The organism is Egbenema bharatensis FJBBOT/2019, from assembly GCF_048077055.1.
GTDB classification, from domain to species: Bacteria; Cyanobacteriota; Cyanobacteriia; order Elainellales; family Elainellaceae; genus Egbenema; species Egbenema bharatensis.
This window is the reverse complement of the sequence record NZ_CP182236.1, coordinates 5,193,800-5,210,909: the sequence shown is the minus strand read 5'-3', so window position 1 is coordinate 5,210,909 and position 17,110 is coordinate 5,193,800. Positions and strand designations below refer to the sequence as shown.

The following is a 17,110-nucleotide window of genomic DNA, read 5'->3' as shown; positions in this document are numbered from 1 at the left end:
ATGAATACAATCGTCACTCATCCTGCTGAATTGCAGGAAACCATTCGTGTGAGCGCACTACACGCTCTAGCCTATTGTCCGCGTCTCTTCTACCTGGAAGAGGTGGAAGAACTTTACACTCAAGACGATCGCGTTTTTGCTGGGCGCAGGTTGCACGTCGAGCTTGAGAAGGATGAAGGGGACGAGTGGGTATCTTTAACCCTGGAGAATGAAGCGTTAGGACTTCGGGGGAAAGTGGATGCCCTTCGCACTCGTAACGGTCAAACCATCCCCTATGAACACAAACGAGGACGTTGCCATCGGGGAGAAAATAATCAACCCCAGGCATGGGAAAGTGATCGCCTGCAAATCCTTGCCTATGCCTGTTTGATTGAGGCTGTTCTGGGGATAACGGTTCCAGAAGGGCGGATTCGCTATCACGCTGATAATGTTTTGGTTCATGTGCCCCTGGATGAAAGTGGGCGACAGGATGTTCAGGCTGCGATTCAACAGGCACGGCAATTACGACTATCTACTGAACGTCCTCCGGTAACGACCAATGAACGACTGTGCGTTCGCTGTTCACTGGCTCCCGTTTGTTTGCCCGAAGAAGTGCGTTTAACCCAGGGGAACAAGCCCTATCCATCTCGGTTGTTCCCAGAAGATGACGATCGCCAAATCATTCACATTCTTGAGCCAGGCACGTCTGTTGGTAAGAGTGGAGAACAGTTCAAAATCACTCGTAAAGATCGTTCAGTCGATGTCATTCCATCTCGTGAAGTGGGCCAGCTTGTCCTGCATAGCTATGCTCAACTTTCGACCCAGGCTCTGTACTTTTGTGCTGAACATGATATTGGGGTGCATTTCATCTCTGGAGGTGGTCGTTATCTGGGCAGCTTTGATACTCGTCAAGGCAGCATTCAGCGTCGCATCCGGCAGTACAAAGCTCTTAGCGACCCAGAGCGATGCCTACAGTTGTCGCGGCAGTTGGTTAATTGTCGTGGGCAAAGCCAGCGCAAGTTTTTGATGCGGGGACAACGAGGTGAGAACAGCACTTCGGATGTTGTGACGCAGGCGATCGAGCAGATGCAGCGGATTCTCAAGCAGGTGCCGCAGGCTGAATCTATCCCTTCTCTGCTGGGGTTAGAAGGCAACATAGCGGCTTTGTACTTTGAGGGTTTGCCTCACCTTTTGTCTGAGAATGCATCTCCAGAGTTTCGGTTTTCAGGACGTAATCGTCGCCCACCGCAGGATCGGTTTAATGCCTTGCTAAGTTTTGGTTATGCTCTGTTGCTGAAGGATGTTATGAATGCCATTTTGGTGGTTGGATTAGAGCCTGCCCTTGGGTTCTACCATCAGCCGCGAACTCAGGCTTCACCTTTGGCTCTGGACTTAATGGAGATCTTTCGCGTTCCTCTGGTTGATCTGCCGATTATGGGATCAATTAATCGAAATCAGTGGGATGTTCAAGCAGATTTCGAGATTCGAGGTAGCCAAGTATGGCTTTCTGAAAGCGGTCGGCGTAAATTTATCAGTCTTTATGAACGCCGCAAGGAGGAAAGCTGGAAACATCCTGCAACAGGTTATTCACTTACCTATCGTCGGCTCATTGAACTGGAAGTCAGGCTCTTAGAGAAGGAGTGGATGGGTGAAGGTGGTCTGTTCGCACAACTCGTGATTCGGTGAGGTGTGTGATGTCTGAATCGAAGAATTATTACCTGATCTGCTACGACATCCGCGATCCAAAACGGTGGCGCAAAGCTTACCAGTTACTCAAGGGTTACGGTGAGACGCTGCAATATTCGATCATACGGTGTCGGTTAACGCAAAGAGAACGAGAAAAACTACGATGGGAGTTGGAGAAAATTTTGTCTCCAGAGGACAGCCTGTTGATCGCTGGATTATGCGATCGGTGTGTGACTCGAATCCAAGCTTGTAACCGTCCAGAGGTTTGGACTGTGCAACAAGAGCAGTATCGAATTTTCTAGCCTGGAAGGATTGGAGCGCATGGATCACTGTTTGTTCAAGCCAAAATTGTATGAAACAGGGTGAAACTAGGTCTGAATCAATGATTCTAGGATTTACAAAGTGCAGGAGATGCTTGCAAATTTACTCAAACCTTTACAAAACAAGCATTTGCTAGGTTTGCTGGTTTGGGTAAAATAGATGAATGAGAAGTTAAAAAACACACCATGCTTAAAAGTTCTATGATGCTTGCAAATTGGTCTGCTAGTTGGCTTGTATCAAGGCTTTTGGCTATCGGCGTGATGAACCTCTGATGCCGTGAGGCGTTGAGCACGTCAATGACGGCTGAGGCAATTCAGCAACGCCTGGTGATGAACCTCTGATGCCGTGAGGCGTTGAGCACACTTGGGCCGCCCCCTTGACAGCACGAATCAGCCCGTGATGAACCTCTGATGCCGTGAGGCGTTGAGCACGTGCAGGGGATGAGTTGCTGTAGCTCTAACGGGGTGTGATGAACCTGTGATGAACCTCTGATGCCGTGAGGCGTTGAGCACTTGTTTATTGGGCGGATGTGTAGAAGCCAGGGTGCGTGATGAACCTCTGATGCCGTGAGGCGTTGAGCACATGGTTGGGTGGACTGTTCCGATAATATCAGTTCCGTGATGAACCTCTGATGCCGTGAGGCGTTGAGCACTCTACCGACTCTCAAGCAGTCGCTTAGATTCGAGATGTGATGAACCTCTGATGCCGTGAGGCGTTGAGCACCAGGCGATGGTGGCGACGAAAGATAAAAAATCTTGTGATGAACCTCTGATGCCGTGAGGCGTTGAGCACAAGGGGGGGTTCCGGTTGTTGAATATCCAGCGTCCAGTGATGAACCTCTGATGCCGTGAGGCGTTGAGCACGCAGGAGGGAGAGTTACTGTTTCGGGAAACGCCATGTGATGAACCTCTGATGCCGTGAGGCGTTGAGCACTTGAAATTCGGCGTGTCGGGTGGTCGCGCAAACAGGGAGTGATGAACCTCTGATGCCGTGAGGCGTTGAGCACGTACGAATGAAAAAAACTTCCCTCAAAGAACGCGGCGTGATGAACCTCTGATGCCGTGAGGCGTTGAGCACAACCCTTCGAGATCCCTAACTAAGGTTTGAGCAGGTGATGAACCTCTGATGCCGTGAGGCGTTGAGCACGGATGTGGGGAAAAGGAATAGATATCGGGGTTAGGTGTGATGAACCTCTGATGCCGTGAGGCGTTGAGCACGGATACAATTTTTGCTCCGGAAAGGAAGGTTGGCGTGATGAACCTCTGATGCCGTGAGGCGTTGAGCACAGGAAGCCAGAGCCGATCGTGAAGCGATGAAGGAGGTGATGAACCTCTGATGCCGTGAGGCGTTGAGCACTAGGAATCCTAAGCCAGTATCACTGGTGGCTTTGTGGTGATGAACCTCTGATGCCGTGAGGCGTTGAGCACTCAGGGATAACCCATTGCTGGATTGAGGAAGGGCAAGTGATGAACCTCTGATGCCGTGAGGCGTTGAGCACACTTTTTACGCTGATATGGGTTGATTGCGGCAAAAGGTGATGAACCTCTGATGCCGTGAGGCGTTGAGCACTAAGTACGGTAGAAAGACCGTCCCCTGGCTAGTAGTGATGAACCTCTGATGCCGTGAGGCGTTGAGCACGTTGGAGAAAAGACCCAAGTTTGAGCATACAGCCGTTGCGGGTGATGAACCTCTGATGCCGTGAGGCGTTGAGCACCTGGAGAAAATCATCACCTTTGTAGTTGTAGCCCTGTGATGAACCTCTGATGCCGTGAGGCGTTGAGCACAAGCTTTCTGCTCCCACTGATGAAACTCAATGCAGGTGATGAACCTCTGATGCCGTGAGGCGTTGAGCACTCTTGCCCCAGAAACAACACTCGCCGCAGACAGCGTGATGAACCTCTGATGCCGTGAGGCGTTGAGCACATCGCGCCCGCCTGACAAACGATTGCGCGATCACGTGATGAACCTCTGATGCCGTGAGGCGTTGAGCACATTGGCAGCATTCTCACCGATGGGTCAGGCAACATGTGATGAACCTCTGATGCCGTGAGGCGTTGAGCACTACTTTGCACTGGTTGCCACCCAGAGCAGCCAGGTGGTGATGAACCTCTGATGCCGTGAGGCGTTGAGCACATTCGACTGATGCTGCGAATTCTCACACCACCGATGGTGATGAACCTCTGATGCCGTGAGGCGTTGAGCACATAAATCCCTTGCAGATATTGCACTTGATAGGTTAGTGATGAACCTCTGATGCCGTGAGGCGTTGAGCACGCTGCTAGCCCTAGGAGGGCTAAAGAGGTACTGATGGGTGATGAACCTCTGATGCCGTGAGGCGTTGAGCACATCGATGATGTTTTGCTCTGGGCTAGAGCTGGGCAGTGATGAACCTCTGATGCCGTGAGGCGTTGAGCACAGCAAGCCGAAAAGCGGGCCGCTCCAATGCAGTAGTGATGAACCTCTGATGCCGTGAGGCGTTGAGCACATTTTGCGAACGACACAGCCCACACCCTTAAAATCGTGATGAACCTCTGATGCCGTGAGGCGTTGAGCACCAGGGAGAACAGGTCAACTCAGAAATCATTTCGGTTGTGATGAACCTCTGATGCCGTGAGGCGTTGAGCACAGAATGGGCGGTGGACTTCCGCCGCCAAGGGGTTGGTGATGAACCTCTGATGCCGTGAGGCGTTGAGCACAAGCCCGTATTACCACCATCAACGGGCCTCATTAGTGATGAACCTCTGATGCCGTGAGGCGTTGAGCACGGTTGCACTTATAGCAACATTGTTAACCTGCTTACGTGATGAACCTCTGATGCCGTGAGGCGTTGAGCACACCAACTGGCAGAGGTGCAACGCCAGAAGGAGGTGTGATGAACCTCTGATGCCGTGAGGCGTTGAGCACCGGCTCAAATCCTGATGGAGAATGGTGATCTTGATGAGGTGATGAACCTCTGATGCCGTGAGGCGTTGAGCACTAGGGGAAAGTACGACCTGTTTATCCTGGGGCAGGGTGATGAACCTCTGATGCCGTGAGGCGTTGAGCACATCGAGCCGGTGCAAGTGCCCGTTACCATCCCTGGGGTGATGAACCTCTGATGCCGTGAGGCGTTGAGCACTTTATTGGAGATCTAACCACTGGCAAGGGTTCTGTGTGATGAACCTCTGATGCCGTGAGGCGTTGAGCACACGCTAAACGCGCCGATTTTGTTGACGCGATAGCCAGTGATGAACCTCTGATGCCGTGAGGCGTTGAGCACCCAGCCCTAACTCTCGTGAGATAGCAAGGGCAGACTCGTGATGAACCTCTGATGCCGTGAGGCGTTGAGCACCGGTAGGACGATCGGATGGTTCCGGTGGACATCGGTTGTGATGAACCTCTGATGCCGTGAGGCGTTGAGCACTTGCTATAAGTGCAGCCCATTCGCGTTGCAACGGTCGTGATGAACCTCTGATGCCGTGAGGCGTTGAGCACTTGCTATAAGTGCAGCCCATTCGCGTTGCAACGGTCGTGATGAACCTCTGATGCCGTGAGGCGTTGAGCACAACTCGGCTGTCGAGTGCATCAAGCATGAGGGAAACGTGATGAACCTCTGATGCCGTGAGGCGTTGAGCACTGAGGCTTTCGGGTGTTTTGGGGATGAACGAACAAGTGATGAACCTCTGATGCCGTGAGGCGTTGAGCACCGATGACGAAAACCTCCAACCCCGACGAGGCCTTGTGATGAACCTCTGATGCCGTGAGGCGTTGAGCACGCCCGTTCTAGTTCCCGCTCTGATGCTGTTATCTCGTGATGAACCTCTGATGCCGTGAGGCGTTGAGCACTATTTAACCCGCGCAAACACGACCGATTCATCGGGTGATGAACCTCTGATGCCGTGAGGCGTTGAGCACCCAGGGCATCTGAGATTGATTCGTTTGGTGATTGGTGATGAACCTCTGATGCCGTGAGGCGTTGAGCACACCTCGTATTGCCCAAACACGGAATGTCTTGATTGACCTTAATCAGCAAAGATTCAATATGCTACATAGATTTGGGCATCAGTATATTTTTACGCTACCTTCCTCAACGCCACTTCCAACCGCTTGACAAACCGAGACGGACGATCGCAGGTCATTACCAACCGATCGATCGCCCTGGTCATGGCCACATACAACAGCCGCGCATCTTCCTGAACGGGAACATGGGGATGAGGCATCAAACCAACCCCAGCAACAAACACCACGGGAAACTCTAACCCCTTACTCGAATGCATCGTCACCAGCTTGATACTGTCTTGGGCAGGGTGATAGTTGCGGCTCTCCTTGGTTTCATTAATCCACTCCACCGGAAGTAGGGCGGCTTTGAGTTGCTTGGCAATCTGTTCTCCCATGTCCCTATCCCGGTAGACGATCGCCATGTCCTTCCAGGCGGTTCCCTGCTCATGGCATTGCTGCACTCGTTCGATCAGGTATGCCATTTCCTGGCGAGAGCTGAGTAAGCGAACCAGTTCGGGTTTGGCTCCCCGTCGTCCGGCACTTTGGGGCTGCACTAACACCGGCGTATCTTCTTCTGTCGCGGCGGTGGCAGCAAACACATCCTGGGCAAAGGCATAGGCGACAGCTAAGACTTCCTGGGTGTTGCGGTAATTGAGTTTCAAAACGGTGGTTCTGCCCTGCGCCTGAATCCCAACCTGCTTAAAGTTCAACTTTTGCCGTCGGCGTTTCTCGTAGATGGTTTGGGCATCGTCATAGAGCACCAGCAGTGAATTGGTTTGGGGGTTAACCATTTGTGCGGACAGCTTCAGCCATTCTGGTTCAAAGTCATGCCCTTCATCAATCATCACCGCTCCATACTGCCCCGCTGGAATTAGCCCTGCCTCCACTGCCCGAATCACGCACTGCACCAGCTCCCGGACATAGGCTTCTCCTCTGAACTGGTTAGAGCTGGGTTTATCAAGGTGATATTGCCTCAGCAGGTCAGAACACCAGCCATGAAAATGGCGCACCACTACGCGATCGCCAATTCCCTTTTCATGGAGCATCTGCCGCAGTTTGGCCGCCAGGGCGACGTTAAAGCAGAGGATGAGAATCGGTTGATTCATTTGCTCCACCAACTCCAGGCAGCGATACACCAGAATCAAGGTCTTCCCAGAGCCAGCCACCCCATGTACTACCCGATGACCGTCTCCCAGGTTACGGGCAAGTTGCTCCTGCTGAAGATCTAAAACCCGCAGCAGATCAGGAATGACCACTTCCGGTTCTGCCTCGTCTAATAGAGAGAGCTGAGTGTGGTCAATGCGGATGTCGGGAAAGATGTGCCAGCGGATGCGATCGATCTGGGGGGAGGTGAGGGGTTCTCCGTATTCATAGCTGCACAGGTTCCAGAGCCGCTGCTGAAAGTCTCCTGAATCGACAGACTCGTACATTTCATCTTTGCAAATGGTCAAATGGGACTCAAACACCTGATACAGTCCCTCTGCACCATCAAACTGCCTGCGGGTGATGTTGGGAAATACCACACCATAGCTGTAGGGAAAGGCCAGCTTACCCCGGTAACGACCATCAGCTTGGGTCAGCAGTTTATCTTGCTCCAGGAGTTTGACGATCGCCAGCACATATCCCCTTGCCTGATCTAACGGGTTTTGAACGGACTTGATCCCGGTATCGGTGAGCAAACGGACTGATTGACGATCGACCTGCTCAATCGTGCTGAACTTCCAGTCTTTCACCTCCAGAACAAAGATGCCGCGTTGGGGATGCAGGATGATGAAATCAGGGTGGAGTTGCCTGGAGCCGATCGCCACATCGTACCAGAGTAGATAATCATCTTCTAGCTTTTGTTCAAGCCGTTGGGCTAGCCGACGTTCTCCAGGAGTCATGCGCTGGGCACAGGTGGAGTAGGAGGGAATGAGGATCGCCATAGGGCAAGGGGATGGAGCAGTTGTATCTCAGTATTCCCAAATTGTGAAGTGATTCAGTAATGCAGTAGCCAGCCATAGGATTGGGAATTTTAGGATTGGGAATTATAGGCTGAAGAACTAGAGGATAGGCGAACAACCCTGAGTACCAAGCTATGTCCTCCCAGCCCATGATTAATTTTCCTTCTGAACATTTATTCGAACAATATAGTTTAAGAGACTCAAAGGAACTTTCGCTAAATGCCTAAACTCCCAGAGTGCGATCGCTGCCTGCTTTATGCCCATAATTCCCATCTGATCTGTGCGGTTCATCCTACTGGGGTAGATGAGGACGAATGCCCAGATTTTCGGATTAACCCAGATGCGGCACCAGAGGAAGTTTGGGAGCCGATTGGAGCCAGCTATTACAACGGGGAACTGATTCTTCAGCCAGAGCAGCGGTGGAGCCAAGCCGAGCAGTTGCAGTTGTTGGACAGGCATCCTATGTTTACAGGGCGATGTCCTGAATGTGAGATGCCGATTTTACCGACCTATCCACCGCTGGTGCATTGGGATTGCGCTCACTGTGGTTGGAAGGATGATTGGGTGTGAGTGAGACAAAACCTTTGGTTGTGAAGCGTCGTTAAAGTTACAGTCTTGCCTGCCACTGCTGGAGAGCCGCATCGACGATCGCTTGAAGAGATGCCGTTTGCTCTGTACAGCCGAAGTGAAGGGCAACATTAGGGCTGAAGCCGTTCGCCACGTACTTAAACTTGCCACCTGCCAAAGTCTTGCGGGGATGTTTCTCTGGTGGAATCTGTTGCCATTCTTCCATCGGTTTAGCTTGCCCTAACCCAGAGGGCACATGCGCCCAGTACAGTATCGTTGCCCAGTCTGTCCAAATCCGATGCCGTCCGATCGCTTTCTTATGTCGATGGCTCAACAGAGGAAGCCACAGAAATAGAATTGGGCCAGACTGCTTGCGGTCAAAGGACAACTCAACACACCAGTTCTTTTGCCCTCGCCCATAGCCGATCGACTCAGCCGTTTCAACTTCTTGGATACGTGGGTCAAAGCGGAGAACCCGATCGCGTAAAGCCAGGATAGTTTGCTGGGCATCCGGTGGCATCGCTCCTAAAGCTTCCAACAAGCGTTGGGGGGGAGCAGGCAAGTCGTCGTCTGGCGGGAGACTGACCTCGGTGTAGTTGAGAGGAATGGATGTAGTGTCGTGGGCATCAACGGATGAGAGTTGGAGCCAGAACCTCTCCTGCTGTTGGATGACCTGGAAGGTAAAGAATTCCAGGCTGAGGCGATTGTACTTGCGATCGATGAAATTATGACGGTGGAAGCTGGGTGCAATGGCAATCAGGCGGGCGGGTTGGGTGTAGTCAAGCTGGTCTGACCAGGGTTGCTCCAGGGTAAGGCTTTCGTAGTAGCGGGTTAACTGCTGGACAATGTAGCGGTCTTCACTATTCTTCAGTTCAATGATGACAAGCTGGCGATCGACATTCGTAGCAACCAGATCGCAAATCTCCCCCTGGCAAAGGTACTGACGGTGGAGTAGGTTGAGGGACAGCAAGGACTGGAGATGGTCAGCGACGATGTTTTCCAAAGCTCGTTCACTCTCAAAGCTCCAGTGGCTTCCCGTGCGGACTAGCATTGAATCTCTTGTCCAAAGCGATTTTGCCTGATCTCGTGATTTGTCATTGGTGAAATCTCATTGACTTGATTGACTTGATTTAAAGGTCATACCTTCAACTGGACTTGTTCAACCTGCCCATCTCGCATGATGACCCGATCCACCAAAGCACGGTAAATTTCCCGCTTTTCTGAGTCCAGCAGCGTCTTCCAGTAAGACCGATCGCCAAAGACCTGTAGAAGTAAGTCACGGTTTGCTGATTTTGCTGTATCGTCTTGCTTGAGCTGATACTGGTAGGCATCAATTTGTTGCCGCAGTTCACGTTTAGCACCCTCAATGACTGGATTATGCCCTGGTATCGATTCCAGTTGCTTGAGTTGCTGACGTAGTTCTTTCAGTTCAAGGGGTTCCTGTTGTTCTGGGGGAAGTTGAGCAATTTGGCTAATGGTTTCACTTCGTTGAGTCAGGGCTTCAATGACAGCTTGCTCTGCAACTTCCATCCGAACAGTCGTCTTTTGGGTGCAGCTCCGTACACGCCAATTTTTACATTGGAAGTAGTAATTAAAACCACGTTCTGGGTGCTTATAATTTTTGCGTCCACAGGTGGAATAGCAGGCAGAGCGACATTCTCCGCAAAAGACTAGTCCACTTAGGGGGTACTTTAGGGCTGTTGAACCATATCCACGTACCTGGCGGTTATGACTAAGAATTGCTTCAATCTGTTGAGCTTCTACAGTCGTAACTAATGCTTGCTCAGGATGAGTGTTATGGCGGATGTCCCAGTTTTCTGGTTTTAGCCGTTGACCATTCCGCTTCCGTAGATAACAGGTATGACCTTGCAGGACAGGATTGATCAACCATTCTTTAAATCCACTTGGGCTGAACCGGAACATCTGCTGGGCTAACCTTCCCCCACGGGGTTTACCATTGGCGTTGTTATGGGCAAAGGTTTGAATTCCGTAGGTTTCATTCATCCAACGAAGCGCACGTCGTAGGGTGCGGTATTGCAGAAAGCTATTGATGAGACAATCAGCAATCATCGCCTTTGAATACTCGACGGGGTGATCTATTGGACGCTGAGTATTCCGATCTAGGAGCGGTTCCACCGGACACATCAGCAAGGATAGAAACGGACTGTGATCTAGCTTGTGGCGATCGTCCACTTTGGTGTATCCGAAGGGGGGATTCATGGCGACCTTGCGATCTCGAAGATGGCTCCAACCATGCCTGACTCGCTCACTGAGGCGATCGACTTCCATCTCTGCCAACGACCCTAATATATTGAGATGAAATTTCCCGGCGGCTGTGGACAGATTGATATTGTCATCCAGGGCACAGAGGTTGACACTTGTGTGCTGAAACTGATTAACGACAACCCGCAAGGTTGGCAACGATCGAGTCAGGCGATCGAGGCGGGTCACAATCACTCCGTCAACGGCCCTGGACTTAACCAAATCGATGACCTGATTGAAGGCAATGCGATCGTTGTTGGTTCCGGACTCAACATCTGACAGGATCTCTGTAGCTCCAGCGGCTTTAAGACGTTCAATTTGTTGTTCTAGGGCATGAGAGTTTTCGGCTTGCTCTCGACTTGAAACCCTGGCGTATCCAATAATCCTCATGCAGATTAGTGTACTGCATTGCACTTGCTATTGTTTAATTATTCAGAAATAAGACTCCTCGATGGGACAGGGAAATTTCCCCTGGCTTGGGAAAGCTGCCTCCCCCCACCAGGGACGGCCCAGACGCGGAATGATGGGGACTGCGGAAGGGCCGTTCTCCCACCAACGATCCTTTCTCCTCCAACAATCCGGCAACCGAGTGAATCTGCGTCACCTCCAAGGCTTCATCAAAGGAAAGCGCGGGTAAGATCCCCGGTAATCGTCTAGCCAGCATGGTTTTCCCACTTCCAGGTGGCCCAACAAAGATCAAATTATGTCCTCCTGCCGCTGCAATCTCCAACGCCCGACGAGCGTAAGCCTGTCCCTTCACATCCTTCAGATCCAGCGAGAGAGAACGCGATCGCATTAATTCCTCGATCCCATTCACCTGAGTTGGCTGATAGCGACTGGGATCATTGAGAAAATCCGCCACTTCCAGAAGGTGCTGAAAGCCATAGACCGTGATCCCCTGCACGACTGCCGCTTCCCGGGCATTATCCGCCGGAACCACTAACCCTTTACAGCCAATCCGTTGAGCGGCGGCTGCGATCGCCAAAACGCCCGCCACCGGACGGAGTGATCCATCTAGGGAGACTTCCCCCAGAAACAGGTAATCGTCCAGCAGTTGCGTATTCACCTGTTCCGAAGCCGCCAGGATGCCTACACTAATCGGCAGATCAAAACTGGGCCCTTCTTTCCGTAGGTCTGCTGGAGTCAGGTTAATCACCACCTTTCGCATCGGGAAGGCATACCCCGCATTCTTCAGGGCCGCTTTCACCCGTTCCCGGCTTTCCTGCACGGCAGTATCGGGCAAACCCACGACCACCACCCCCGGCAGTCCGCCCGCAATATCAACTTCCACCCCCACCCGCACTGCGTCGATCCCCACTAATGATGCACTCCAAACCCTTGCCAGCATCGTTACTCTGATCCTCTATCGATGAAGCCACTAACGCTAGAGTGCCCGAAATGGAGGCGTAAAGCTCTGTATCAACCTGAGTTGTCAGGCTAACTTTATTTCATTTCCGGGATTCGGGTAGTCGTCGATCATTCATCGTCCCCCAAGGCTGGGGCACTGATCTGAACTAAATGTTTGAGAATTTGCCCAACTTTTGGCAAGTTGCGATCGACATCAGACAGCAACGAAAAGTTGTGGGATACGGCAAACTCTTGGTGGTGTTTTTTGATAAACAAATAATCATAGCCATTGCTAACCAGCCCATAAACCGGACGATCGGGGTGTGGAGTTGCCGACAGATAGGCAATTGCCTGGGGAACTGCCCGCAGTACATTAAATCCACCCCGTTTGCCTTCAATCACCACTAACCAAAACTCATCCTGGATCGTGAGTGCATCAATACGTCCCTCTAGCTCAATTCTTCCCGCTTCACTATCCACAAAGGCTTGCACGCCAACCCACGTTTCTCCCCGAATCCGGTAGGGTGGATCACACAATCCCAACGCATCAAGCAAAGGCGAGAGCAGAATGATATTCAATGTCCCCTCACTCACCTCTCCTTCTTCCAGGTAATGCAAATAGCGATCGGCAAGCCGATTGAGTGTAGCGGTTTCCCTATCCGTGAGGAGGGGTAATGTTCCTTGCCATTCTGGAAAAAAGTTAGGATTGCGCGATCGTTGTAAACCCAGTTTTTCTTCCACATCCCGAAAACTGAGAATGGCTTTTGTGATAGCAGTGGCTTGAATCATGATGTGATACTAATTTGCAAGTTTTTGTTGAACAAAGGCACGAAACGTTTTTTCAGCAGCAATTTCATCCTGTTGCGCCTGTTCTAAAAATTGGTATAAATACTCCTTTTCAACCCAGGAAAAGGTGGGACTGCGATCGCATTCTTGATACGCTCCATCTTCCAGTTGAAAAATGCGCCATTCCTGTCCGTTAAATCGCCAGAACTCCGGCACTCCCATCGCAGCATAGAGCCGATTCTTATCAATATCGGTATGGGTAATGTCTACTTCCAAAACGAGATCTGGGGGAGGATCATGGGTAAAGTCAACCTTGCGACCGGCGACTCGCGGCTGATTTTGAATATAGTAGGCACAATCGGGTTCGGAACCGCGATCGAGATCCGCTCGATCCATCGTGGTCGATCCCATTGTTTTGAGTTTCATACCCATTTCAAACACCAGAATGCGGATAAACAATTCAATCATCCGACTGGCAAATTCATGATCTTCTAACGGCATTGTGATTTCTAAAATTCCGCGATCGTAGGTCAGACGTGCCCCTCGGCTTTGGGGTAAGGCATGGAGAATTTGTTGGTAAGCCTGCCAGTTCAACCCGCGTAACGTGACTCGCTTTTCGCCGATGGGTTGCGTATTTGCCTGTGGTACGATTGCCACCATTAGATGATGCCTCTTGTCAGTCCTACTTTAATTTTGCACCGTCCGACTTATGAAATCCCGTGCCAGCTATTGGCTCCTCCTGCCCTATCTGCGTCCCCACTGGCGAACCATTCTCCAGGCGTTTATCTGTACGCTGATTTTTACCCTATGCTGGCCCCTTTTAGCATGGATTGCGGGACTGTTGCTGGGCTACCTGGTGCAGGGAAATGTGCTGGAACTGGCGCAAACTGCCGCGATCGTCGCCGGAATTTTTCTAGTTCAAAAATTAGCTCAGTATGGGCAAGATGCGTGGATGGCCAGGCCGCCTTATCGATCGCCCTCGACCTCCGCAACCGGGTGTACGCCCACCTGCAAACCCTCAGCCTCAGCTACTTTGAGAAAGCCCCAACGGGAGATTTGTCCTATCGGTTGACCGAGGATATCGATCGGATTGGCGAAGTGGTGAACAAAGTGTTGCATGACTTCACCCCCTGCGTCCTGCAACTGATCGCCGTGTTTGCCTACATGATCTACCTCAACTGGCAACTTACCCTGGCCAGCCTGATCGTCGTGCCCCTGATGGGCTTACTGATTAGCTGGTTTGGCGATCGGATGCTGGTGTATTCTCGCCGCAGCCAGAACTTGATTTCCGATCTGTCTTCTATCCTGACGGAGGTATTTAGCGGCATTCGGCTGGTGCGGGCCTTCGCCGCAGAAGATTATGAAGTCGATCGGTTCAGTCAAGAAGCCGAGCGCAACCGTCAGGCAAAGTACGCCGCAGCCCACTTAAAAGCGGTTCAATTCCCTGTTGTGGGCTTCATGTACGCCCTCTCCGTCCTCCTGTTACTCCTGCTGGGTGGTTGGCAAATTTCCCAGGGCAATCTCACGGGCGAACAGTTTGGTAGTTACGTGGTCGCCGTCGCCATGCTGATTGATCCCGTTGGCCACATCACCGAAAATTACAACGAATTCAAGCAAGGTCAAGCCTCCGTCGATCGCATTTTTGAACTGTTCCAAATTCAGCCTGCGGTGGTCGAGCAATCAGGGGCGATCGAACTGCCAACCGTGACGGGTAAGGTTGAGTATCGGGAAGTGAGTTTTGGGTATGAGGGAATGGGGAGTCGGGAGTCGGGAGTCGGGAGTCGGGAGCAGAAGTTAGTGGGAAATCAGGAGTCGGAAATCGAAGACAGACAAAATGCCCCTCCTGCCCAAGAGCTACGCCCCCTTTCTACCCCCCACTCCCTACTCCCTACTCCCTATTCCCCTTCTGCCCCTTGGATTCTTCATCACCTCAACCTGCTCGCCCTGCCCGGAGAAAAGATCGCTCTGGTTGGAGCATCCGGTGCGGGAAAAACAACCTTAGTGAATTTGCTGCCCCGTTTCTATGATCCCCAACAAGGGCAAATTTTAATTGATGGCGTAGACATTCGGGATGTCACCCTGCGAAGCTTGCGGCGGCAGATCGGGATTGTGCCCCAGGAGACGGTGCTGTTTTCCGGGACGATCGCCCAAAATATTGCCTTCGGACAAAAACAGTTCGACCTGGATGCTGTGCAGGAAGCGGCCAAGGTGGCCAATGCCCATCAGTTCATCAGTCAGTTTTCCAATGGCTATCACGCCTGGGTGGGAGAGCGGGGAGTCAATCTATCCGGCGGTCAACGGCAGCGAATTGCGATCGCCCGGGCCGTCTTGCTGAATCCCCGTATCCTGATCCTGGATGAAGCAACTTCTGCCCTCGATTCGGAGTCTGAAGCATTAGTCCAGGAGGCCTTAGAACGCCTGATGCAGGGGCGTACCGTATTTATCATTGCCCATCGGTTAGCCACCATTCGCGGAGCCGATCGAATTTTGGTGATGGAAAAGGGTCAGGTGGTCGAATCGGGAACCCATGCTGAATTGCTGGATCAGGCTGGACGCTATGCCCGCTTTTATGCCCAGCAGTTTCAGGAGTAGGGGTTTCCTGACAAGTTACGATAAGCATACATTTGGCGTACGGTGTAACTACTGAACTCGATTTCTAAACCCCCTACAGCATCGCCCCTACCCATTGCCTAGTACGGGCGATTCGCGAATCGCCCCTACCCACTCCTCACTCCTCACTCCTCACTCTCCATGACCGACTCCCATCCCACTCCACCCCAAACCGTCGTCCAAAGTAAACTCCGCGTTACGACCAAGCTGGCCTATGCGATCGGCGACTTTGGAACCGCCCTTTGCGCCAATATCCTGCTGTTCTTCCAGTTGATTTTCCTGACGAATGTAGCCGGATTGCCTCCTGTCCTGGCAGGCAGTGTCCGGACGATCGGTGGGATTTGGGATGCAGTCAATGATCCCTTGATTGGCGTAATGAGCGATCGCACCAAGTCCCGCTGGGGTAGACGCTATCCCTGGATGTTTTGTGGAGCATTGCCCCTGGGAATTTCGTTCTTTCTCAGTTGGCTGATTCCAGCGTTCAGCGAAGATGATGGGACGCAGACGATCGCCTTGTTCTGGTTCTACGTAGTGGTCAGTATTTTCTTTAATGCGTCCTATACTGCTGTCAATCTGCCCTACAGTGCCCTCACGCCAGAGCTAACCAAAAACTACGACGAGCGCACCAGCCTGAACCAGTTCCGCTTTACCTTTTCCGTCAGCGGCGGCATCCTGGCCCTGATTATGGCGCAGGTGATTTTCTCCAGGCTGGAAAATCCAGTTGAGCAGTATCTCCTCCTGGGCGGATTAGGTGCGATCTTTTGTACCGTGACTCCCTATCTCTGCATCTTGGGAACGCGACGGAGAATTGCGGAAGTGCATCAAGAGGAGGAAGAAGCTCCCACTTCAATTCCCTATTTGCAGCAGTTGAAGCTGGCTTTTAGCAACAAGGCATTTCTCTGCGTCGTGGGAATCTACCTCTTCTCCTGGTTGGCGCTCCAGAATACGGCGGCCATTATTCCCTACTTCGTCACCGATTGGATGGGTTTACCGGCTCAACATTCAGCGCAGGCGGCCCTGGCGGTTCAGGGAACGGCGGTCATCATGCTTTCGGTGTGGAGTCTGGTCAGCAAGCGGGTTGGCAAGAAAGCGGTTTACTTCATGGGAATGACCGTGTGGATTATTGCCCAAATTGGGCTGGTTTTCCTGCAACCGGATCAGGTGGGGCTGATGTATTTCTATGCGGTACTGGCGGGCTTTGGGGTCGCCACCGCTTATCTGGTGCCCTGGTCAATGATTCCCGATGTGATTGATCTGGATGAGCTACGCACCGGACAGCGCCGGGAAGGAATTTTCTACGGCTTTATGGTGTTTCTGCAAAAGATTGGTTTAGCCCTGGGGCAACTTTTAGTCAGTATTGCCCTCCAGACCACTGGATTTGACGGAACTGCTGAAGTCCAACCTCCTGCGGCCCTGCTGGCGATTCGAGCGACGATCGGCCCTCTTCCTGCCCTGTTTCTAGTGCTGGGGTTAATCGTGACCTACTTTTATCCCATCACCCGCGAAGCCCATACCGAAATATTGCTGAAGTTAGAAGAACGCAAACAGGCGAAGCAACGACGGGTAGAGGGAGCAGGCGATGTGTAGCAAGCAAAACTGTATAGCAAGCAAAACAAAGGGCACAGTTGACC

Annotated in this window: 11 protein-coding genes, 1 pseudogene and 1 CRISPR repeat array; of the genes and pseudogenes, 6 read left to right on the top strand and 6 right to left on the bottom strand. The window is 51.9% G+C overall.

Features of this window, described 5'->3' with window-relative positions; all coding sequences use genetic code 11:
- Complete coding sequence (gene cas1 / locus ACM1PF_RS24065) at positions 1-1,665, top strand: type I-MYXAN CRISPR-associated endonuclease Cas1 (RefSeq protein ID WP_416667838.1); 1,665 nt, start codon at positions 1-3, stop codon at positions 1,663-1,665.
- Positions 1,666-1,673: 8 nt separating this feature from the next.
- Positions 1,674-1,967, top strand: coding sequence for a CRISPR-associated endonuclease Cas2 (cas2, locus tag ACM1PF_RS24060; RefSeq protein WP_416667836.1), 294 nt, complete (start codon positions 1,674-1,676; stop codon positions 1,965-1,967).
- Between the two features lie 276 nt (positions 1,968-2,243).
- Positions 2,244-5,949: direct repeats of the CRISPR family, unit length 35 nt; unit sequence GTGATGAACCTCTGATGCCGTGAGGCGTTGAGCAC.
- 89 nt (positions 5,950-6,038) lie between these two features.
- Here cas2 and ACM1PF_RS24055 read toward each other — a convergent pair.
- The gene (locus ACM1PF_RS24055; protein ID WP_416667835.1) at positions 6,039-7,889 is read right to left on the bottom strand and encodes a DEAD/DEAH box helicase; all 1,851 of its coding nucleotides are present in this window, start codon (positions 7,887-7,889) and stop codon (positions 6,039-6,041) included.
- Between the two features lie 237 nt (positions 7,890-8,126).
- Here ACM1PF_RS24055 and ACM1PF_RS24050 point away from each other — a divergent pair, with 237 nt between their 5' ends.
- A complete protein-coding gene (locus ACM1PF_RS24050) occupies positions 8,127-8,477 on the top strand; it encodes a hypothetical protein (RefSeq protein WP_416667832.1) in 351 nt (116 codons plus the stop codon).
- 37 nt (positions 8,478-8,514) lie between these two features.
- Here the strand turns inward: ACM1PF_RS24050 and ACM1PF_RS24045 are convergent, their stop codons facing one another.
- From ACM1PF_RS24045 to ACM1PF_RS24025, 5 genes and pseudogenes are all read right to left on the bottom strand, one after another.
- A complete protein-coding gene (locus ACM1PF_RS24045; RefSeq protein WP_416667829.1) occupies positions 8,515-9,525 on the bottom strand; it encodes a recombinase RecB in 1,011 nt (336 codons plus the stop codon).
- A gap of 86 nt (positions 9,526-9,611) precedes the next feature.
- The gene (gene xisF, locus ACM1PF_RS24040; protein WP_416667827.1) at positions 9,612-11,126 is read right to left on the bottom strand and encodes a fdxN element excision recombinase XisF; all 1,515 of its coding nucleotides are present in this window, start codon (positions 11,124-11,126) and stop codon (positions 9,612-9,614) included.
- A gap of 40 nt (positions 11,127-11,166) precedes the next feature.
- A pseudogene (locus ACM1PF_RS24035) lies at positions 11,167-12,084 on the bottom strand (YifB family Mg chelatase-like AAA ATPase); the annotation flags it as partial.
- Positions 12,085-12,212: 128 nt separating this feature from the next.
- A complete protein-coding gene (locus tag ACM1PF_RS24030) occupies positions 12,213-12,872 on the bottom strand; it encodes a type I restriction endonuclease subunit R (protein WP_416667824.1) in 660 nt (219 codons plus the stop codon).
- Between the two features lie 9 nt (positions 12,873-12,881).
- Entirely contained in the window at positions 12,882-13,529 is a 648-nt protein-coding gene (locus ACM1PF_RS24025; protein ID WP_416667822.1) for a Uma2 family endonuclease, read from the bottom strand.
- 49 nt (positions 13,530-13,578) lie between these two features.
- Between ACM1PF_RS24025 and ACM1PF_RS24020 the strand changes: the two genes are divergently transcribed.
- The 3 genes from ACM1PF_RS24020 (at position 13,579) to ACM1PF_RS24010 (ending at position 17,066) form a co-directional block, all read left to right on the top strand.
- A complete protein-coding gene (locus tag ACM1PF_RS24020; protein ID WP_416667819.1) occupies positions 13,579-13,941 on the top strand; it encodes a hypothetical protein in 363 nt (120 codons plus the stop codon).
- The gene (locus ACM1PF_RS24015) at positions 13,866-15,461 is read left to right on the top strand and encodes an ABC transporter ATP-binding protein (protein ID WP_416676783.1); all 1,596 of its coding nucleotides are present in this window, start codon (positions 13,866-13,868) and stop codon (positions 15,459-15,461) included. Before ACM1PF_RS24020 ends, ACM1PF_RS24015 begins: the two co-directional genes overlap by 76 nt.
- A gap of 159 nt (positions 15,462-15,620) precedes the next feature.
- Positions 15,621-17,066, top strand: coding sequence for an MFS transporter (locus tag ACM1PF_RS24010; protein WP_416667816.1), 1,446 nt, complete (start codon positions 15,621-15,623; stop codon positions 17,064-17,066).
- The last annotated feature ends 44 nt before the right edge of the window (positions 17,067-17,110 follow it).